We start from the raw sequence: 21131 nt of genomic DNA on the forward strand, positions 1-21131 counted from the left end.
TGTATTCACACGCATGCAACGATACAATAAGCAACATATATTAGTTTAGCTAGGAAGTGAAGATAGTGAATGTGTTTCAGCTTTTCATTAAAAGTACATACTCTCCCCGTGATATTGCAAAAACAAGATTTCAAGGAATCGGAAAAGCGATTCTTTATGTATTTTTGCTCTCTGTCCTGTTTGCAATCCCTACCGCTTATTATGTAAGTACAGGGACCGTAAAATCAATGAACGGCTTTAAAACTGTTTTAAACAAAGATTTCCCTGATTTCACAATTTCAAACGGCAAACTTCAAACGGATGAGAAAAAAGCCACGGAATCTCAAGCAAATGGTTTCGTTATCGTGTTCGATCCGACAGACTCCTATGGCACTGAACAAATTGAAGCAAAGCAAAACGCGATCGGCATCCTTCAGAACAAATTTGTTTTGGCCATTGACGGACAAGCCCAAGAAATGTCTTACTCAATGATGCCGTCAGAGTTACAGAAAAAAGATGTCATTGCAGGGTTAAACCAAAATAAAGCGATGATTGTAACTGTTCTCTCAGCTCTTATTTTTCTCGTAACAGCAGCGGGAAAATTTATTGAAGTATCGTTTTTAGCGCTTATCGGGTTAATCATTAAGAATTCGCAGAAAAAACATTTATCCTATCATCAGCTCTGGAAGCTTTCTGCTTATTCCATCACCCTTTCAACTGTATTCTTTACAATCATGCGGGCATTAGAAGCAACCGTACCAAGTGAATTTTTACTAAACTGGTTTGTCAATTTTGTCATCCTGTTTCTCGTTTTAAAAGAGATTCCGTCCAAAAAAGCTGCTGTATAAACCGAGGCTGCATTCGCAGTCTCTTTTCTTTTGTCATGAATCGAAATGGACAAGCATACTATGATATAAAATTTCGTATGCGGGAGGAAAAGCGATGAAGCGTCTCACCTTAGTATGCAGCATTGTTTTTATACTTTTTATTCTTTTTTATGACCTTAAAATTGGAACAATACCCATTCAGGACCTCCCTGTCTATGAAGCATCAGCAAAAACGGCTGCACAAGAACCGGCTTATAAAACGGTGAAGGTAAAGCCGGGTGATACGGTTATGTCGATAGTCGGATCAGCAGGTTCTCCGGATGACATTGTAAAGGATTTTGAAGCACTGAATCCAAATGTGAAAGCCAATGACATTCAAGCGGGAACAGCGTATAAATTCCCGGTCTACCCTTAATTTAACGTTAATTTCTTGTCAGTTCGGCGAAGACACTGTTACAATGTAATTTGTAAAATAAATTCACATAAACCATACTAGAATTGTTATATCTAGAAGCGGCAACTACAATTAAGGAGCGATTGCAAGTGAGTGAAATCACACATCGTACAAAAACGCGTCCCGTCAAAGTGGGACCTTTAACAATAGGCGGCAACAATGAAGTTGTCATCCAAAGCATGACAACAACAAAAACACATGATGTAGAAGCAACGGTTGCGGAAATTAACCGTTTGGCTGAAGCCGGATGCCAAATCGTTCGGGTAGCATGTCCGGATGAACGGGCAGCAAACGCCATTGCGGATATTAAAAAGCGCATTTCCATTCCTCTTGTTGTTGACATACATTTCGATTATAAACTTGCGTTGAAAGCCATTGAAGGCGGCGCAGATAAAATCCGAATCAACCCCGGCAACATCGGCCGACGCGAAAAAGTTGAAGCGGTTGTTAAAGCGGCCAAAGACAAAGGCATTCCGATCAGAATCGGAGTAAACGCCGGTTCATTGGAAAAACGTATTTTAGAAAAATACGGTTATCCGACTGCCGATGGAATGGTAGAAAGCGCACTTCATCACATTAAAATTCTTGAGGATCTTGATTTTCACGATATTATTGTCAGCATGAAGGCCTCTGACGTGAACCTTGCAATCGAGGCTTATGAAAAAGCGGCGAAAGCGTTTGACTACCCGCTTCACCTCGGGATCACCGAGTCAGGAACGCTGTTTGCCGGCACAGTAAAGAGCGCAGCAGGACTCGGCGCCATTTTAAGCAAAGGCATCGGGAACACCATGCGCATTTCACTAAGCGCAGACCCTGTAGAAGAGGTAAAAGTAGCAAGGGAGCTTCTGAAATCTTTCGGCTTAGCCTCCAATGCTGCCACGCTCATCTCATGTCCGACTTGCGGCCGTATTGAGATTGATCTAATCAGCATTGCCAATGAAGTGGAAGAGTATATTTCTAAGATAAAAGCGCCGATTAAAGTTGCTGTTCTCGGCTGCGCTGTAAACGGACCTGGTGAAGCGAGAGAAGCTGATATCGGAATCGCCGGCGCACGCGGTGAAGGACTGCTGTTCCGGAAAGGGAAAATTGTCCGTAAGGTTCCAGAGGAAACGATGGTAGAAGAACTCAAAAAAGAAATTGACATTCTTGCTGAGGAACACTACGCAAAACTTGAAGCTGAAAAAGCAAAATTAAAAGAAGAAACACAAAAAGCTTGACGGGAACCCGTCAAGCTTTTTTGTGTTAGAAAAATGGAATAATAAATATTCCAAGCACTAATGAAACGACACCGATACCCATTGCCCAGGCTCCAAGGCCTTGAGCACCTCTTCTTCTTGCGATATAGCCGACAATAATACCGGCAGCTCCCAATAAAACAGGCAGTACAAACAATGAAATGATGGACAAGGCTAAAGCGATGTACCCTATTCCCCGTCCTTCATTGACATTGCCGCCGCTGCGATCATTGTCTTGGTCATTGCTGCGGTCAGCAGCACGATAAGGCTCTGCGATTTCAGCAGCTGTTTCCTCAAAAAAACCGTCATTGTCGCGGGTAATATTTGTCCCTTCAGATCCATGATCAACATAGTAACTGTTGTTATCACGCTTTTCGTAATCGTTTGCCACCTTCAATTCCCCCTTCTGTTTTATTAAAGGAGCTTTTATAGTTTGATCCATTTTGCCTGATTCATGTTTGCTAAACTTTTCTGTTAATGTCAATTGTTTATGTTACACTTGAAGGGATGAAACTGAAGGAGTGTGGGCATGTTACGCTTAGGAATAGATATTGACGGCACAATCACGGCTCAGGATACATTCGTCCCTTATTTGAACCGTTCGTTTAATCTTTCCATTTCATTAAACGATATGACGGATTATGATTTAACAAAGCTGTTAAACATTACCCAGGAAGAATTTTGGGATTGGATGAATCAAAATGAAGCGATCATATATAAGGAAGCATTGCTTGCACAGCATGCGAAACAGTCACTTGATCTTCTCAAAGAGGAGCACAAGCTTATTTATATTACAGCGAGACGGACTCATTTAACTGATATTACCTATGAATGGTTTGACAGACAAAACATTCATTATGACCACATCGAACTCGTTGGCGGTCATCACAAAGTTGAAGCGGTCAAGAATCATAACATCGACCTGTTTTTTGAGGATCATCACGGGAACGCCATGATGATTGCGAAAGAAGCCGGGATACCGGTGATTTTGTTCAATTCCCCTTATAATCAGCTTCCGATTGATTCAAACATCATCAGAGTAAACAACTGGCTAGAAGCCGTTCAATGGATGAACAACAACAAGCATCACTTAATACGCGTCAATAACTGAAAAAGGAGCCCAAACCGGGCCCCTTTTTCATATATACGCATTTTACGCAGTAGTGTTTTCTTGGTTTTCCGCTGTACAATCAGGGCATGTGCCATAAATCTCAAATTTATGCCCGCTGACCTGATAGCCATCCAAATCATCACAAAGCTTGTCCATCGGACATGATTCAATTTCCTTTGTTTTGCCGCAGGCAAGACAAATAAAATGATGGTGGTGATGGGTGAATGAACACTTAAATCGGAAGAGCTTTTCACCGGACAGCTCAGTTGTTTCCAAAATCCCAAGTTCTTCATATAAAGAAAGATTTCTGTAGATTGTATCAAAGCTTAAGCCTGGATAATCATTATTCAGTGCAGACAGTACGTTTTTAGCGGTAAGATATCTGTCTGAATCAGCAAAAAGCTGCAGCATATCCTCCCGTTTGTTTGTATATTTATATCCGTTTTCTTTTAGTAGGTTCAACGCTTCTTGTACGTTCATGAAGGGTCCCCCTTTTCGCTTTGCTTAAGAACGTATCACATGTATGAAAAAGAAAATGGCAGCTGTCTGTCCAGCAAGCCATTTTCTTTACTGCAGATAAAATTATACCCATAAAATGAATAAAAGTAAATGAAAGCCTAGTGGATTGCGTTTTTGAATTTTCCGCCTCTCGTTTCATGAGTATTCATAATTGTTATGAATGCATTTTGATCAACTTCAAACACGATCGATTTGAGCTTTGTCACTTCCAGCCTTGTGACAACCGCGTAAATTACGTCTTTTTCTTCGTCCGTATATCCGCCTTTCCCCTTCAGCTTCGTTGTGCCCCGACCGAGACGGTGCAAAATCGCGTCGGAAATCTCATCATACTGCTCAGACACAATAATGACAGCTTTTGTTTCATCAAGCCCTTGGATCACGGCATCAATCGTTTTCATCGCAATATAATAAGTCATGAATGAGTACATCGCTTGCTCAGGACCGAACACAAAAACTGCCCAAATGAAAATGAACACATTGATGAACATAACGAACTCACCTACTGAAAACGGGAGTTTTTTGGTCAGCAAAATACCGAGAATTTCTGTACCATCCATTGAACCTCCGTTTCGAATAACAAGCCCGACGCCAAAGCCGAGTAAAAGACCTCCGAACACAGTAGCCAAAATAGGCTGGGTTGTAATGGCTTCTACATTGTGAAGTGAGGATTCAATAACGGCAAGCCCGACAATCCCTATAAACGTAGAGACTAGAAAGGTCTTACCGATATATTTATATCCGAAGATCATAAAAGGAATATTTAATATGACAACGAAAAAAGCGAAATTCAGAAAGGGGTTTGACATAAAGAGGTGGTCTAAAATAAGTGATACACCGATAATCCCGCCATCAATAAAATCATTGGGGATTAAAAATAATTCAATACTTACAGCCGCAGATGCAGCTCCTACCAGAATCATAAAGACCCTGAAAATAAAATGGGTAAATGTTTCTTTCTTATGTTGTTTTGTTGGGGTCATAAAATCTCCTTTCCTGCAATAACTATTTTAAATACATTATAAATCTATTTTACCATTAAACACTGACACATTTTACTGATTTGCCCATACATTAAGTCTGGAGGTGGATTGACCGATGATTTTATTTCAAAGAATTATTTTACAGCGGCTTAATCAGGCTACTGCTGATGATTTGCTGAAGTACTCAAAACAATACGGAATCAGCTTAACAAGATCGCAGGCCGTTGAAGTAGCGAACCTGTTATACGGGAAAAATGTAAACATCTTTAATGAGAGTGAACGAATGCGGCTGCTGAAACAAGTAGAGACGATTACATCGAAAGAAACAGCTCAAACAGTTAATGAACTATTCAAACAATTTACAAGCTAAAAAATGGGGGTGTTATCCCCCATTTTTTATTGCTGTAAAATCTTTTCGAGCAATGTATCATCAAATTGTTTTTCTTTCAGCATTTCAATCTCAAAACGGTATGGCGGTTTTTTGTTCTTTTTATCTTCACCGACATATGGTGTTTCAAGAATTTTTGGAATGTCTTTTAACTGCTCATGGTGAACAACATATTGCAGTGCGTCAAAACCTATTTCACCAAAGCCAATATTTTCATGGCGGTCTTTTCTCGCACCTTTGACATTTTTGCTGTCATTGATATGAAGCACTTTAATACGGTCAATGCCAATGATTTTATCGAACTCATTTAGCACTCCGTCAAAGTCTTCGACAATGTTATATCCGGCATCATGTGTATGGCACGTGTCAAAGCACACTGACAGCTGCTCATTGTGTGTAACGCCTTCGATAATCTGCGCAAGCTCCTCAAAGCTTCTGCCGCATTCTGATCCTTTTCCAGCCATTGTTTCTAATGCAATCTGGACATTTTGATTCGGATCAATCACTTCATTTAAGCCTTCAATAATTTTTTTGATGCCGGCTTCAGCTCCTGCCCCTACGTGAGCGCCAGGATGAAGGACAATTTGCTTCGCTCCGATGGCCGCTGTCCGTTCAATTTCTGAACGAAGAAAATCAACACCCAGCTCAAAAGTGGACGGATTTGTCGTGTTGCCAATATTAATAATATAAGGCGCGTGTACGATAATCTCGTCAATGCCGTTTTCTTGCATATGTGCCCGGCCTGCTTCTATATTTAAGTCTTCAATTTTCTTTCGGCGCGTATTTTGCGGTGCGCCTGTATAGATCATAAACGTATTCGCCCCATAAGAGACTGCTTCCTGGCTTGCAGCCAGAAGCATATGTTTTCCGCTCATAGAGACGTGTGAGCCTATTCTCAGCAACAGGTTCCCCTACTTTCTTTTCTTAGATTGGTTTCTTCTCTGTTTTTTCTTGATTTTCTCCATCTCATAGCTCATTTTCTTTTTATACCCAGGCTTAACCTTCTTCGGCTTTTTCACGAGACGATGAGCAATTTCATCCGCTTCATTCGGCGTTTTTTTACGCTTTTTGCGGCGCTGACGGTCATCGCCTTTTTTCCATTCGCCCTTTTCAAGCTCTAAGTAATCAAATTCGATGCCTATTTTTTCAAGTCTTACTAATGCATCCTCATCAGTAAGCTCATAAATGGTCATCGCTTGTCCTGATGAGCCGGCACGAGCCGTTCTGCCCACACGGTGAACATAGAAATCGAGATCATCCGGCAGCTCATAGTTGATAACATGGCTGACACCTTTAATATCAATACCTCTTGCGGCAAGGTCAGTTGCAATGATATATGTGAATTCCAAATCATTGATCTGCTTCATGACTTTTTTCCGCTCACGTGGTGTTAATCCGCCGTGCAGCAAGCCGATTTTCATGCCTTTGCCAGTCAGATACTGGGCAATATGGTCAGCCGTATTTTTCGTGTTGGCAAACACAATCCCCAGGTATGGATTCAGATGCGACATGATGTCAAAAAGGAGCTTGTCCTTGTCACGATGTTTCGAAGGAATGAGGATATGCTCGATTTTCGCAGCAGTCACCTGTTTTGGCTCCACATGGGCGTATTTCGGATTTTCCATGTATTTCTTCAAGAATGGTTTCAGCTTTTCCGGTATGGTCGCTGAGAACACAAGCATTTGCAGATCCTCAGGCATGCGGGAACCGATGTAATCTACATCTGCAAGAAATCCCATGTCCAGCATTAAATCCGCTTCATCAATAACAAGAGATTCCGCTTTATGAACACTTAACGCCTGTTCTTTGATTAAGTCAGCAATCCGTCCGGGTGTACCGACAACTAGATGCGGCTGTATTTTCAATTTATCAATTGATTTTTGTTTATCAGTGCCTCCGATAAAACATTTCGAGCGAATCTGACTGCCTTCCTCACCCTGCGTGATTTTAAGCGCTTCCTGATAAATCTGGTTGGCTAGCTCTCTTGTCGGAGCCGTAATGACTACCTGAACGACATCCTTAGCAGGATCGATTTTGTTTAATAAAGGCAGTAAATAAGCGTGAGTCTTTCCGGTACCCGTCTGAGACTGGCCGATGACGCTTTCTTTTTTTAACACTGCAGGAATCAGCCTTTTCTGGATATCAGTCGGTTCGTAAAAACCAAGGCGATGTACTGCATCTATAATAAATGGTTTCAATTCATAAAGTTCAAATTTCGTTTCTTTCATTTTTCCCAGCTCCTTAAAGCGGCACATTATGTGTCCATCATCACATTATACCCGATTTTGCTTAAAAACACCACGTTTGCAAGGCGTTTGTTTTATTCAGTTATGTAAAGCAAATACCGCAGCCCATGCATATTCTAATAGCAGAGAGAGCTGAAAGGAGGTACAAGTATGTTTTCACCGCAGCAGCCAATGAGAAATTACCCACAGCCCGGACCGCCCCGCCCCATGCCAAATCAGCGAATGATGGGCAGAAGACCGCCTAATATGCGAGGACCTTCATTTGGAGCACAGCAGCAAGGTTTTCAGCAAGCCGGACAATTTCTTCCTCAGGCAAATGCCGGAGCGAGAAATGGTGCAGGTGCAGGCGGAGGCTTAAAAGGAATGCTGTCAAGGTTCCTACCCGGCGGAGGAGGCGCTGGCAGTGCCGGAGTTCCAGGAGTTCCAGGAGCAGGTGCCGCAGCGAGCGGAGGTGCTGGCCTGCAAGGCATTCAAAATATCGCCAATCCTGCATCATTATCCAGTATGCTTGGAAATGTGCAAAAAGTACTCGGCATGGCGCAGCAAGTCACCCCTATGATCCAGCAGTACGGCCCATTAGTCCGAAATCTGCCAGCAATGATGAAGCTGTACAGCCAATTAAGTAAAAGTGATGATACTGAAACAGAGGCCAATGAGGAAAGTGAAAAACAATCCGTTTCAGAAGAATCATCAGAAAAAGAAAAAGAGACTGAAACAAAAACCTCAGATGGGAACAAAAAATCAAAACCAAAAAGTTCTTCTCTCCCAAAAAAATCTAAAACAACTGACAATAAAGAACAAGAATCAAAAACATCTGCCCCGATGAAAAAGGAAGCTGCCTCTCCTGCTCCGAAAAGAACATCAGGCAGTTCAAAACCGAGATTATATATTTAACATTCTTTGATATCTGAAGTGAGATTGGCTATAATGAGATCAGAAGAATGCAAGAATAGAGCCGTTTGATTACGGCTTTTTATATTGCCTTTACTCACTTCAGTATTGGAGGACAACCGAAAATGGACGTAATTAAAATTTCACCGCGCGGCTATTGCTATGGTGTTGTTGATGCTATGGTCATTGCCAAAAATGCGTCACTAGATAAAAGCTTGCCAAGACCCATCTATATACTCGGGATGATTGTTCATAATAAACACGTCACTGATGCGTTTGAAGAGGAAGGGATTTTTACATTGGACGGCTCTAACCGTCTGGACATCTTAAAGCAGGTTGACAAAGGAACTGTCATTTTCACTGCGCACGGTGTTTCTCCCGAAGTCAGAAGAATCGCAGAAGAAAAAGGGTTAGTCGCAATTGATGCTACATGTCCGGATGTGACGAAAACTCATAATCTAATCTTAGAGATGAAAGAAAAAGGATATCACGTAATCTATATCGGCAAAAAAGGGCATCCAGAGCCTGAGGGAGCCGTTGGCGTAGCGCCGGAGATCGTTCACTTAGTTGAAACAGAAGAAGATGTAAAGAACCTTGATATCCAAGCAGAGAAGTTAATCGTGACGAATCAAACAACAATGTCTCAATGGGATGTCCACGACATTATGGAGCTTGTCAAAGAAAAATATCCTCATGTCGAATATCACCAAGAGATTTGCCTCGCTACTCAAGTGCGGCAGGAAGCTGTATCAGAGCAGGCAAAAAAAGCGGACTTAACAATCGTTGTCGGAGACCCGAAAAGCAACAATTCAAATAGGCTTGCTCAAGTGTCAGAGGAAATAGCCGGGACAAAAGCATACCGGATCGGCGACTTAAGCGAATTGAAGCTCGAATGGCTGAAAGGCGTTAATACCGTTGCAGTTACAGCGGGAGCTTCAACACCGACGCCGATCACAAAAGAAGTCATTCGCTTTTTAGAGCAGTTTGATCACGAAGATCCATCAACTTGGACAACTGAACATAATATACCGCTCAAAAAAATACTTCCAAAAGTAAAAGCAAAAAACTGAGGCTGTAAAAGCCTCAGTTTTTTTATAGAAATGTAAATGGATTTGTATCTGTTTCAGAAACAAAGATATTCACGTCAAACTTTTTATCATTACACATTGATGTCAGCTTTCTCGTGACGCCTTCTTTCATGATTTTTTCCGCATAGTGTCCCGGATCAACCACATTTAGGCCAAGCATCATCGCATCATGGGCCACATGGAAGTATAAATCTCCTGTGACGTAAACATCGGCTCCCTTTCGTTTTGCATGATGAATATACTTGTTTCCATCTCCACCAAGAACAGCTACCTTTTTCACCATGCTGTCAGCATCCCCCACCATTCTGACACCATTGACGTCAAGCTTGTCTTTCACAAATAAAGCGAATTCCTTAAGCGTCATCTCATTTTTAAGGGTTCCGACACGGCCGAGCCCTTTTTCGGCGGGAGTCTGTTCGACAGGATAGATATCGTAAGCGACTTCTTCATATGGATGGCTTTTTATCATTGCGTTGATAACAGCTTTTTCGATGCTGTTAGGAAATACAGTCTCAAGTCTTACTTCATGAACAAGCTCAAGCTCTCCCACTTCACCGATAAAAGGATTAGCTCCGTCCAATGGCTTAAAGCTGCCGATTCCTTCAGATGAAAACGCGCAATGGCTGTATTCACCGATATGGCCGGCCCCCGCATTTCCGACCGCGGCTCTGACCTGCTCTTCATATTCCTTCGGCACGTAAACTGCCAGCTTTTTCAGAGGATCCGTATAAGTAGGCGCCAGCACTTCCGTCTCACTCAGCTCTAATGCTTCAGCAAGCAAATCATTCACGCCGCCGTCCGCAACGTCTAAATTTGTATGAGCTGCATAAACAGCAATATCATGCTTCAAACACTTTTCAATTAACCTTCCGGCAGGCTGATCTGTTGAAATATGCTTTAGCGGCCGGAAAATAGGAGGATGGTGTGCAATAATCAAGTCAACCTCTTTTTCAATCGCTTCATCGATGACGCTCTCTAACACATCAAGTGTAACCATCACATTTTTAATTGGTTTGTTTAAAGTGCCGATTTGCAGGCCGATTTTATCTCCTTCAACCGCATAGGCTTTCGGAGAAAATTGTTCAAACAGCTGGATGATCTGCTGCCCATTTACACTTTTAGCCATGATCGATTACCTCCTTTAACAGCTCCATTCGATCGGAGAGCTCCTTTAATTTTTGTTTGTTTTGCTCTGTATCTGCCGCTTGGCTGATCTGTTCATAAATGCTTTGAGTGTGCTGAAGCTCTTGTGTCCACTTTTTCAAAAAGACTGCATTTTTTTCTTTTGCCAAGAAAGGGCCTACGAGCATCCCGGCTGATAAAGAAATACCGTCATAAGCCGCATCCCTGTCTCCCGCTTCTGCTACCAGCACCTCATAGCACTTTCCGTCCTCTGCAAGGATTACCTCATCTATCAGCGCATATCCTTCTTTATAAAGCCACTCCCTGATATGAACAGCATGAATATTCGGCTGTAAAATGAGCCGTTCCTTCCCCGTTAATTTGTCTTTGCCCGCTTCTAAAATGTGAGCGATCAAAGCCCCGCCCATTCCTGCAATCGTAATGGCATCAGCTTCACCTTTTTTAATCACTTCCAGTCCGTCTCCCTGCCTTACAGAAATGTGCGAGATTAAGCCTGATTTTTCAACCTGCCGCTTTGCAGACAAAAATGGGCCGTCTGTTATTTCTCCGGCAATCGCCCCGCTGGCTTTATGATTCAGCACCGCATAACAAGGAAGGTAGGCGTGGTCAGAGCCGATATCGGCCATCACCGCTCCATTCGGTATGTACTCCGCTACTGTTTGCAATCGTTTAGATAATTTTAATTCGTTCACTTGTCATCACAACTTTTCTCAATCATTTTTTCCTTTACTATCATATAAAAAATCAGCCCGGAATCCAAGCTGAAGCAAATGATTTTGAAATTATTTCTTTTGATGCGGGTCTGCACGCGGCAGTCAAAAATAAAAGGCTGTCGAGAACATCTCGGCGGCCTGTGAATGTATAAAGAGAAAAATAGTTCTTTTATTTAATTTTTGACACCCACTCTGCCATATCATCCAGCTTATCGGCCGGAACAAGACCGGAAGGCATTCCATTACCGCCTTTTTCGATCTTTGTTTTAATTTCAGCGACATCTTTCTTATCCCCTACACCTTTTAAGCTAGGACCCGAAACACCTTCATAATTTTCACCGTGGCATGCGATGCAGTTTGCCTTGTAAATTTCTTCTGGTGAAGCGTTCGCATCTTTCTTTTCAGCAGATTTGCTTTCTCCTCCGCTCGCAATCTCCCGAGAGTCATCAAGTCCTTTTACTGATAAAAAGAAAGTTAGACCAATTCCTAAAACAGCGATCAGCAAAAATGGAATAAGCGGGTTCCATTTCATTTCCCTTCCCCCTTTTTGATCCTTCCCCCTATGTAAACACTTCTAATTCTAACTTATTTTTACAAAAAGTAAATGGATTGCTATACAAAAGTTTTTTATTCACACTTTATACAAAATTGAATAGAAACATGCCTAAATCTCTAATATCCTTTTTATTCTATTGTATAATGTATTGTATACGCTTACAATAGAAAATATGGAATTAGATTTTGAAATTTTTCACCACAATGTTCATTTGCAAATGACATCATTTTTCAGTAAAATAAAGGCATATTATCCATATATCTTTTTAAAAAAAGAAGAACGGATCTTCAAGACCCGTTCCATCTTATTCGAGGAAATCTTTCAAACGTTTACTTCTGCTAGGATGTCTTAGTTTCCGCAACGCTTTGGCTTCGATTTGTCGAATACGCTCTCTCGTTACTCCAAATACTTTGCCGACCTCTTCTAATGTTCTTGTACGCCCGTCATCAAGACCGAATCGAAGACGCAATACATTTTCTTCACGATCAGTTAACGTATCAAGCACATCTTCCAGCTGCTCTTTCAATAGCTCGTATGCGGCGTGGTCAGAAGGTGAAGTTGCTTCTTGGTCTTCAATGAAATCACCAAGGTGCGAGTCATCCTCTTCACCGATCGGTGTTTCCAGAGATACCGGCTCTTGAGCAATCTTTAAGATTTCGCGTACTTTTTCAGGCGTTAAATCCATATCTTCCGCAATTTCTTCAGGTGTTGGTTCTCTGCCTAAGTCTTGCAGTAATTGACGCTGCACACGGATTAATTTATTAATGGTTTCAACCATATGAACGGGAATCCGGATCGTTCTCGCCTGATCGGCAATGGCGCGTGTAATCGCCTGTCTGATCCACCACGTAGCATACGTACTGAATTTATAACCTTTGCGATAATCAAATTTTTCAACGGCTTTCATCAGGCCCATGTTTCCTTCCTGGATCAGATCAAGGAACAGCATACCGCGTCCGACATAACGTTTTGCGATACTGACAACAAGCCGCAGGTTCGCTTCAGCCAATCTGCGTTTAGATTCTTCGTCACCTTCTTCAATCTTTTGAGCGTAGGCGATTTCTTCTTTTGCAGAAAGAAGGTTAACCCGACCGATTTCCTTTAAATACATACGAACTGGGTCATTGATTTTAACGCCAGGCGGTACACTTAGGTCATTAAGGTCAAATTCTTCTTCGGCTTTGGCAAGCTGCTGAATATTAGGATCTTCTGTTTCTTCATTCTCACTAATTAATTCAACACCTTGTTCACCTAAAAATTCATAATACTCATCCATTTGGTCTGATTCAATTTCAAAGCTGGACATACGCTCAGCAATTTCTTCATATGTCAAAACGCCACGTTTTTTACCAGACTCTGTTAATTGCTCTTTTACTTGGTCGAATGTTAATTCTGTCTCGTGGGTTTGTTTATCAGCCATTATGGATCCCTCCTTCCAAAGCTTGCAACGAATTCTATAAGCGGTATGATTCTTATTCGGTCCATTCAGGCGTTTTCTATGTGAACTGCCTTTAACAATGTGCGAATAATGAAATGACAATTCATGATGAGGTTAAGCGATCTATTTGCTCCTCCGCAAGGAATCATTGCCAATAAATGCTCCTCATCAGTTCTCCAGTTATTTTAAAGATCGGTTCAATGTAACGATTTCTTGAGCCAGAGAAGCAGCTCTTAAAAAATCTTTTTGCCTTTCGGCTTCGGCTCTTTCCGCCTCTTTTTCTTTTATCATTGACCAATTTCTTTGATTCAACACTTTTTTTACATAATCTGATAACTCGGCTTCGCTAAGCTCTTGATTAACCTGAAGCATTAATATATCAGACAAGAGCTGGCTTATATGATCATCCGTCACCCTGGCCATCAGATGCTGAGGCGTCAGCTCGGCTCCCTCTTCATAAAAAGCATAAAGATAGGCGGCTAATGCCCGGTGCTCATCAATATTAAATTGAAACCCTACCCGGTCAATCACTTTTTTGATGACGCTCCGATCTCGAAGCATGTGAGCGAGTAACAGCCTTTCTGCATTTTCATACGCCGGACGCAAACGTTTTTGCCTTGCTTTTGTCGTCAGATGCGCTCGCCGCGTTTTTGTTTCACCGCTATTGTCAGCAGGTTTGTTTTGCTTGCTGAAAACAGACAGCTGCTCAGTTAAAGACTCCTGTGAAAGCGAAAACTCTGAAGCAAGCTGCTTTACATAGACTTCCTGCTCTAGAGACCCTGAAAGCGTGCTGATTTCTTTCAGTACGTCTTTAATGTAAGCCAGGCGGTCGCCTTCATCGGACAGGTTCTTTCCTTTTCGGAAATATTGCATTTTGAACGCCATTACGGTGACACTGGCGTCAATAATGTCGTTTTTAAATTTTTCCCCGCCGAATTTTTTGATGTAATCATCAGGGTCCAATCCGTCAGGAATCATTGCAACTCTGACTTTGCAGCCTTTTTTTTGCAGAAGCTCCGAAGCTTTTAAGGTGGCTTCATAACCGGCTTTATCAGAGTCATAGCAAAGAATGATTTCTTCGACGTTTCTTCTCAGGATCTTGACATGATCATCTGTAAGAGACGTTCCCATCGTGGCTATGCTTTCTTTTACACCCGAGCTTACAGCCGATATGACATCAGCAAACCCTTCAAATAAGACTGCTCTTTCCTGCTTTCTGATATGAAGGCGGGCCTTATAAAAATTGTAAAGCAGTTTACTTTTATGAAAGAGCGGGGTTTCAGGACTGTTCATATACTTAGGCTGCTGACTGCCAAGAGCCCTGCCCGAGAAAGCAACAACAGCCCCGTGATGATCATGGATCGGAAACATGACACGGTTTCTGAAGCGGTCGAAATATCCGCTTCCGTCTTCGCGTCTGATCAGGAGACCCGCTTTTTCCATTTGTGCCTCACTAAATCCCCTCTTTACAAGGAATTTCGTGATAAAGTCCCAAGAATCAAGAGCATAGCCAATCTGAAATTCATCAATCAGCTCTTTCGTAAAGCCCCTAGAAAGCAGATAATCCAGTGCCTCTTGACCTTCTTTTGTATTTATTAACAAATGATGGTAAAATTTCTTCAGGAGCTCATGTGCCTCAGCCATTTTTTGTTCTCCAGAAGACTCTGGCCGGGCTCCGGAATGGACTGTTATATCATCTGGAAAATCAATTTGGTATTTGTCAGCAAGGTGAGAAACCGACTCGGCAAATGAGTAGCCTTCCATCTGCCTTAAAAAAGAGAAAACATTGCCGCCCGCTCCGCAGCCAAAGCAATGAAAAATCTGTTTGTCGGGCGATACGGAAAACGAAGGTGTGCTTTCTCCATGAAAAGGACAGAGTCCAAAGTAGTTTCGGCCTTGCTTCTTTAATTGAACATAATCACCTATGACTTCAACGATATCTGCCGACTTTTGCACCTGATCCACAATTTCATCTGGTATCCGATTTCCCATCTTATAACACTCCGTCGTACATTATTCGATGCTTTAGTGCAAAATCCCTTCATCGTTCGACAGGATTTTTTGCAGCAGTGTAATAAATCGTTCTCGATCTTCTTTATTCAATTTTTTAGGCCCTTTGGCATATACGCCTTTTCTTCTTTGTTTGCCGGAAAAATGACGGCCCTCTAGAGCAAAATCAATCGTGTCTTCTTTGTAAAGACGACCTCTTTCCGACATAACGGAGACATTTCTGTTCAACAGCAGAGATGCTAATCCGATGTCCTGCGTCACAACAATATCTCCCGGTTTCACGTGATTTGCGATATATAAATCAGCAGCTTCTTTATGAGGATCAACATACTTCCATTTTTCTTCATTGCTTCTGGAAAGCTGATAATGTTCAAATGAAGCGACAAAAAGAACTTGAACTTCATACTCGGATGCTGTTTGTAAAATTTCATCTTTTACCGGACAAGCATCAGCATCGACAAAAATCGTCTTTTCTTGTTCATTAAGAAGAGTAATTCTCCATCCCTCCATTAAACTCCTGCATAAAAGCAAGCAAAATCGCACATCCTTTATTATTGTGGATGTATATGAATTTGTCGAAAAATTTCCGGGAGAAATTCTTGACATCTTACCCATAATAGTTTATTCGTATCACACGATCCTTAAACCTAAAATTAATCATTTTATCACAATTTTTTATTATAATACAAACTTCACAAAGATGCTATTGTTTTTCATTATTCCCTTTTGGCACAGCCAAAAACCCAGGATAGAGCGTCCTGAGTTATATGTTTTTTGTTTTGAGATGATGGATAATATTTGCTGTTTCCTCAACCGCTTTATTTGAAACATCAACAACCTGGCAGCCGATCCGATCCACAATCTTTTCGAAATACTCGAGTTCCTCTTTGATTCTGTTGATATTTGCATAAATCGCTTTATCATTAAGCCCGAGTGATTTTAAACGTTCTTTTCTGATATGATTCAGTTTATCAGGGCTAATCTTTAAACCGATGCATTTTTTCGGATCAACGTTAAAGAGTTCTTCCGGCGGATCAACCTCCGGTACAATCGGAACATTGGCAACCTTCAGGCGTTTGTGTGCGAGATATTGAGACAGCGGTGTTTTAGACGTTCTTGACACGCCGATCAAAACGATATCAGCTTTTAAAATTCCTCTTGGATCACGTCCATCATCGTATTTAACTGCAAACTCGATGGCCTCCACTTTTTTGAAATAATCTTCATCAAGCTGGCGCACCCGCCCCGGTTCGTATTTCGCTGTTAAACCGTAGGCTGTTTCCATTTTATCAATCAACGGGCCGATAATATCATAATATAAAACATTTGCTTTTTCCGCTTCGGCTATCAAATATTCTCTGATTTCCGGCACCACGAGTGTAAAACAGATAATGCCGCCGTCTGCCTTTGCAAGTGAAATCACTTCATTGATAGTGCCTATATCTTCAACATAAGGAATTCTTCTTACATGAGTATCATCCGCTGATCCGTTAAATTGGCTGAGTGCTGCTTTTACTACCAATTCAGCCGTTTCACCGACGGAATCCGATACAACATAGATGATGCGGTTATTCATATTATCCCCCCGTTAGTTTGCAATCTTATAGGATTTCATTTTCAGATAAACTGACAAGTATTTTGGTCATATTTGTTTTTGTCACTCTGCCGATCACTTCAAAGCCTTTATCGGTGTCTTTGATGACAGGAAGTGCATCAATTTGTTTTTCTATTAAGTGCTTTGCAATGTCCATCACATAATCCTCGCGTCTGCACACCGTAATGTTCGGCATCCTTGTCATGATGATGTGAACAGGGACCGATGTAAGCTCCTGCTGGCCAATGCTCGCTCTGAGCAAGTCTTTTCGTGAAAGCACCCCGACTAAAACAGCATCGCGGTCCACCACAAACAGAGTACCTACATCTTCTAAAAACATGGTGCAAATCGCATCGTACACAGAAACGTTTTCGTGAATCACTACGGGGATAGATTGAAAGTCTTTCACCTGAAGCTTTTTGAGTTTATCCGCCAAAAGCTGCGTGCCGGTTTTTCCCGTATAGAAATAACCGACTCTCGGGCGCGCCTCGAGGAATCCTGACATGGTGAGTATGGCTAAATCCGGGCGCAATGTCGCCCTGGTTAGGTTCAGCTTTTCTGCAATATGCTCCCCTGTAATCGGCCCGTTTTCTTTTACAATCTGCAAAATATGTTCTTGCCGTTTATTTAGTTCGATCGTACTCACCACCTTTTCACTTCATAGCTATGTAAAGAAATAATAATCCATATTATAACGTAAATATCTTGTAATCAAACAAAAAACTTATAAATGGGGAAAAGACGATTACCGATCACACAGCAACCGCCTTTTCTCTCTTTATTTTACAATAAGGGCATTCATATTCGCAAAGGACTTGATCTCATCCGCCAAGCTTACCATTTGCGCTAAACGATTTGCCTTTAATGACTCATTATCCGCTATAACCATTGTATGATCGAAGTAAGCATCGATCGGTTCTTTTAAGGCTGCAAGTGAAGCAAGCGCCGCCTCATAATCTTTTTTGCTGAAGTTTTCCTGCAGATTTTTCTTCGCTGTTTGGTAGGCATCAAACAGTTTTGCTTCGTATTCATTTTCAAACAGATCAGGCTGAATGTCTCCGCGGACTCCTTTTTTGCTGATAGAGATCACTCGGCCTAACGCTTCGGCTGTTTCCTTAAAGCCAGGTGCACCAAGCTTTTGCTCCAGTACTTGTGCTTTATGCAGCGCAGAGTACGGCTCAAGCTCAGAGCTTTCCAGCACGGCGTCAATGACATCATGTCTGATTTGTTCAGCATTCAAGACATATTTCAAGCGCTGAGTGAAGAAATCCAGCAGTTCATTTTCTTTATTGGTTTGAACGAAAGTAAGCAGCTCTTCAAATGAAATTCCCCAGTTGCGGTCAAGAAGAATCGCAACAATACCGCTTGCTTGGCGGCGCAGTCCGTAAGGGTCCTGGGAACCGGTCGGAATTACGCCGATAGAGAAGAATGAAGCGATTGTGTCAAGCTTATCCGCCATTGCTACAACAGCTCCGGTGAAAGTAGAAGGCGTTTCTCCGCCCGCTGATCTAGGCATATAATGTTCATTAACTGCCGCCGCCACAGCTTCATCTTCGCCAAGCATTCTCGCATACTTTTCGCCCATAATTCCTTGAAGTTCAGGGAATTCATATATCATATGCGTCACAAGGTCGAATTTAGAAATTTCAGCAGCCCGCTTCACATGTTTTAATGTATCTTCATCAGCCTGAAGACGAACGGCAAGTTTCTCTGCGATTGATGTGACTCTTCTAACCTTATCAGCAAGAGAACCAAGCTCTTCATGGAAAACGATATTTTCAAGCTTCTTCACATTTGCATCAATGTTTAGTTTCTGATCTTCTTTGTAGAAGAATGAAGCATCAGATAAACGTGCGCGCAGCACTTTTTCATTACCTCGGGCCACATTTTCAATCGCGTGGCTGTTGCCGTTTCGGACTGTGATAAAGTGAGGCAGCAGGTCACCGTTTTTGTCTTTGACAGGGAAGTAGCGCTGATGCTCTTTCATTGTTGTGACAAGCACTTCTTCAGGAATTGACAGAAACTCGGATTCAAATGAACCGTAAAGAGCTGTCGGGTATTCTACTAAATGATTCACTTCATCAAGAAGGTCTTCGTCAACTGGAATGCTCCAATTGTTTTCAGCAGCCATTGCTTCCAGCTGAGATTGAATCATTTGCTTTCGGACGCTAGGATCAGCAATAACATGCTGTCCTTTGAGCTGCTCTTCATAAGCTGAAGGTGATTCAATTGACACTTCATGTCCGAGGAAACGATGTCCCTGTGTTGTCCGTCCAGACTCAACGTTTGTGATCGAAAATGGAATGACATCCTGTCCAAATAATGCGACAATCCATTTGATCGGTCGGATATAACGCAAATCTTCATTTCCCCAGCGCATGTTTTTCGGGAAATGCAAGCTTGTAATTAAACCACTCAATTCTGGCAGAAGCGACTTCGTTTCTTGGCCGGCTTGGAATTTTTGCACGAATACATACTCTATGCCTTTTACTTCTTTGATGTACAGGTCTTCCACATTCGCGCCTTGGCCTTTTGAAAAGCCGATTGCCGCTTTTGTCCAGTTCCCGTCCGCATCAAGGGCAATTTTTTTCGCAGGCCCTTTTGCTTCTTCTTTTATATCATCCTGCTTTTCTGCGACATCCTTAACGAACACAGCAAGACGTCTCGGTGTATTGAAGAGTTTCACTTCACCGTGCGTAATATTTTTTTCTTTAAGCCAGCCTGTCAGCTTGTCGCCAAGCTGAACCATGCTTTCATTCAAAAAGCGCGCCGGCATTTCCTCTAATCCGATCTCTAAAAGTAAATCCTGTTTACTCATGAGAAGAACCCTCCCCTTTAAGCATTGGGAACCCTAGTTTTTCTCGTTCCTCATAGTAGGTTTTTGCTACTTTTCTAGCTAAATTCCGCACTCTTGCGATATAGCCCGTCCGCTCGGTAACAGAGATCGCACCTTTGGCATCAAGCAGGTTGAAAGTGTGCGAGCATTTCAGCACATAGTCATATGCTGGATGAACAAGTCCGTTGTCCATTTGCTTGATCGCTTCTTTTTCATATGTGCTGAACAATTGGAACAGCATATCGACGTCTGATGTTTCAAACGTATAAACAGAATGCTCATATTCAGCCATCATGAATAAATCTTTTACTGTAAACCCTGACGTCCATTCCAAGTCAAACACGTTTTCTTTATCTTGGATATAAGACGCGAGACGCTCAATTCCATACGTAATCTCTACAGAAACGGGTTTACACTCTAATCCCCCGACCTGCTGGAAATACGTAAATTGAGTTATTTCCATTCCGTCAAGCCAAACTTCCCAGCCTAGACCCGCACAGCCTAAAGACGGATTCTCCCAGTTGTCTTCAACAAAGCGAATATCGTGCTCAAGCGGATCAATTCCAAGAGCACGCAAGGAATCTAAATACAGTTCTTGAATGTTATCAGGAGACGGTTTAATAATGACCTGGAACTGATGATGCTGATACAGTCTGTTCGGGTTCTCCCCGTAGCGGCCGTCTGCAGGACGTCTGGAAGGCTCTACATAAGCCACTTTCCACGGCTCAGGACCGATACTGCGCAAAAATGTATACGGGCTCATCGTGCCGGCTCCTTTTTCTACATCGTAAGCCTGCATAAGCACACAGCCCTGACTGGACCAATGCTTTTGCAAGGTTAGAATCATGTCTTGAATATTCATTTCAAGCACCTCCACTTTTCTTTCATAAGTTACTGCGGCAGCAACCAAAAAACTCCCGTCTCTATGCTTGCCAGCCGCAAACATAGGGACGAGAGTTCTCCCGCGGTTCCACCCTAGTTGCTGAGAACAAAATCCCAGCCTCTTTTTTTAAAATTGCTCAAGAATGCCTTTCGTTGCGTGCTCATCCTTAGCTTACACCGCCCTAAGGTCGCTTTCATGAGGTAAACGCAAGTACTTCTTTCTCTCACTGCAACATATTTT

Annotated in this window: 22 protein-coding genes; 7 read left to right on the forward strand and 15 right to left on the reverse strand. The window is 42.1% G+C overall.

The window, feature by feature from the left end; all coding sequences use genetic code 11:
* Positions 1–65: 65 nt before the first annotated feature.
* The 3 genes from NYE20_RS13735 (at position 66) to ispG (ending at position 2477) form a co-directional block, all read left to right on the forward strand.
* A complete protein-coding gene (locus NYE20_RS13735) occupies positions 66–827 on the forward strand; it encodes a DUF1189 domain-containing protein (RefSeq protein ID WP_015384107.1) in 762 nt (253 codons plus the stop codon).
* Positions 828–921: 94 nt separating this feature from the next.
* On the forward strand, positions 922–1221 hold the full coding sequence (locus NYE20_RS13740) for a LysM domain-containing protein (protein WP_021480041.1): 300 nt from the start codon (positions 922–924) through the stop codon (positions 1219–1221).
* Positions 1222–1343: 122 nt separating this feature from the next.
* The gene (gene ispG, locus NYE20_RS13745) at positions 1344–2477 is read left to right on the forward strand and encodes a flavodoxin-dependent (E)-4-hydroxy-3-methylbut-2-enyl-diphosphate synthase (RefSeq protein WP_010886567.1); all 1134 of its coding nucleotides are present in this window, start codon (positions 1344–1346) and stop codon (positions 2475–2477) included.
* A 25-nt stretch (positions 2478–2502) separates the two neighbouring features.
* On the opposite strand, the gene NYE20_RS13750 is transcribed toward ispG, so the two are convergent.
* Positions 2503–2892 carry a DUF308 domain-containing protein gene (locus NYE20_RS13750; RefSeq protein ID WP_010886568.1) on the reverse strand — a complete coding sequence of 130 codons (390 nt, stop codon included), beginning with the start codon at positions 2890–2892 and terminating at the stop codon, positions 2503–2505.
* 132 nt (positions 2893–3024) lie between these two features.
* Here NYE20_RS13750 and NYE20_RS13755 point away from each other — a divergent pair, with 132 nt between their 5' ends.
* Positions 3025–3606, forward strand: coding sequence for a nucleotidase (locus tag NYE20_RS13755; RefSeq protein WP_003246215.1), 582 nt, complete (start codon positions 3025–3027; stop codon positions 3604–3606).
* Between the two features lie 42 nt (positions 3607–3648).
* On the opposite strand, the gene zur is transcribed toward NYE20_RS13755, so the two are convergent.
* Entirely contained in the window at positions 3649–4086 is a 438-nt protein-coding gene (gene zur / locus NYE20_RS13760; RefSeq protein ID WP_021480043.1) for a zinc uptake transcriptional repressor Zur, read from the reverse strand.
* A 137-nt stretch (positions 4087–4223) separates the two neighbouring features.
* On the reverse strand, positions 4224–5105 hold the full coding sequence (locus NYE20_RS13765; RefSeq protein ID WP_161621670.1) for a YitT family protein: 882 nt from the start codon (positions 5103–5105) through the stop codon (positions 4224–4226).
* 115 nt (positions 5106–5220) lie between these two features.
* Here NYE20_RS13765 and NYE20_RS13770 point away from each other — a divergent pair, with 115 nt between their 5' ends.
* On the forward strand, positions 5221–5475 hold the full coding sequence (locus tag NYE20_RS13770; protein ID WP_003230076.1) for a DUF2624 domain-containing protein: 255 nt from the start codon (positions 5221–5223) through the stop codon (positions 5473–5475).
* Between the two features lie 26 nt (positions 5476–5501).
* Here the strand turns inward: NYE20_RS13770 and NYE20_RS13775 are convergent, their stop codons facing one another.
* Both NYE20_RS13775 and cshB read right to left on the reverse strand, forming a co-directional pair.
* Positions 5502–6395, reverse strand: coding sequence for a deoxyribonuclease IV (locus NYE20_RS13775; protein ID WP_009967756.1), 894 nt, complete (start codon positions 6393–6395; stop codon positions 5502–5504).
* Positions 6396–6404: 9 nt separating this feature from the next.
* Positions 6405–7721 (reverse strand): DEAD-box ATP-dependent RNA helicase CshB, encoded by a 1317-nt coding sequence (cshB, locus tag NYE20_RS13780; protein WP_163136239.1) that lies wholly within the window; start codon positions 7719–7721, stop codon positions 6405–6407.
* 168 nt (positions 7722–7889) lie between these two features.
* Between cshB and vrrA the strand changes: the two genes are divergently transcribed.
* Together vrrA and NYE20_RS13790 are read left to right on the forward strand one after the other, a co-directional pair.
* Positions 7890–8633, forward strand: coding sequence for a VrrA/YqfQ family protein (gene vrrA / locus NYE20_RS13785; protein ID WP_077671445.1), 744 nt, complete (start codon positions 7890–7892; stop codon positions 8631–8633).
* 122 nt (positions 8634–8755) lie between these two features.
* Positions 8756–9700 (forward strand): 4-hydroxy-3-methylbut-2-enyl diphosphate reductase, encoded by a 945-nt coding sequence (locus NYE20_RS13790; protein WP_014477361.1) that lies wholly within the window; start codon positions 8756–8758, stop codon positions 9698–9700.
* Positions 9701–9722: 22 nt separating this feature from the next.
* On the opposite strand, the gene NYE20_RS13795 is transcribed toward NYE20_RS13790, so the two are convergent.
* The 10 genes from NYE20_RS13795 to glyQ all read right to left on the reverse strand — a co-directional run bounded on the left by NYE20_RS13795 (position 9723) and on the right by glyQ (position 20870).
* Positions 9723–10844 (reverse strand): Nif3-like dinuclear metal center hexameric protein, encoded by a 1122-nt coding sequence (locus NYE20_RS13795; RefSeq protein WP_128740577.1) that lies wholly within the window; start codon positions 10842–10844, stop codon positions 9723–9725.
* Entirely contained in the window at positions 10837–11487 is a 651-nt protein-coding gene (gene trmK / locus NYE20_RS13800; protein WP_250622380.1) for a tRNA (adenine(22)-N(1))-methyltransferase TrmK, read from the reverse strand. Before trmK ends, NYE20_RS13795 begins: the two co-directional genes overlap by 8 nt.
* A 256-nt stretch (positions 11488–11743) precedes the next feature.
* On the reverse strand, positions 11744–12106 hold the full coding sequence (cccA, locus tag NYE20_RS13805) for a cytochrome c550 (RefSeq protein WP_003230068.1): 363 nt from the start codon (positions 12104–12106) through the stop codon (positions 11744–11746).
* A 328-nt stretch (positions 12107–12434) separates the two neighbouring features.
* Positions 12435–13550 carry an RNA polymerase sigma factor RpoD gene (gene rpoD, locus NYE20_RS13810; protein WP_003226225.1) on the reverse strand — a complete coding sequence of 372 codons (1116 nt, stop codon included), beginning with the start codon at positions 13548–13550 and terminating at the stop codon, positions 12435–12437.
* Between the two features lie 198 nt (positions 13551–13748).
* Positions 13749–15560, reverse strand: a complete 1812-nt coding sequence (gene dnaG / locus NYE20_RS13815) for a DNA primase (RefSeq protein ID WP_014480290.1) — start codon at positions 15558–15560, stop codon at positions 13749–13751.
* Between the two features lie 33 nt (positions 15561–15593).
* Entirely contained in the window at positions 15594–16088 is a 495-nt protein-coding gene (locus NYE20_RS13820) for a YaiI/YqxD family protein (protein WP_003230065.1), read from the reverse strand.
* Between the two features lie 253 nt (positions 16089–16341).
* The gene (locus NYE20_RS13825) at positions 16342–17154 is read right to left on the reverse strand and encodes a pyruvate, water dikinase regulatory protein (RefSeq protein ID WP_003230064.1); all 813 of its coding nucleotides are present in this window, start codon (positions 17152–17154) and stop codon (positions 16342–16344) included.
* Positions 17155–17179: 25 nt separating this feature from the next.
* Positions 17180–17818: a transcriptional regulator CcpN gene (gene ccpN / locus NYE20_RS13830; protein ID WP_003237058.1), complete on the reverse strand. Its 639-nt coding sequence runs from the start codon at positions 17816–17818 to the stop codon at positions 17180–17182.
* 132 nt (positions 17819–17950) lie between these two features.
* Positions 17951–19990: a glycine--tRNA ligase subunit beta gene (gene glyS / locus NYE20_RS13835; protein ID WP_049141201.1), complete on the reverse strand. Its 2040-nt coding sequence runs from the start codon at positions 19988–19990 to the stop codon at positions 17951–17953.
* Positions 19983–20870: a glycine--tRNA ligase subunit alpha gene (gene glyQ / locus NYE20_RS13840; RefSeq protein ID WP_003226213.1), complete on the reverse strand. Its 888-nt coding sequence runs from the start codon at positions 20868–20870 to the stop codon at positions 19983–19985. The genes glyS and glyQ overlap by 8 nt, the downstream gene beginning before the upstream one ends.
* Positions 20871–21131 lie beyond the last annotated feature (261 nt).

This window comes from Bacillus sp. FSL R5-0416 (assembly GCF_037975425.1).
Lineage (GTDB): Bacteria > Bacillota > Bacilli > Bacillales > Bacillaceae > Bacillus > Bacillus subtilis.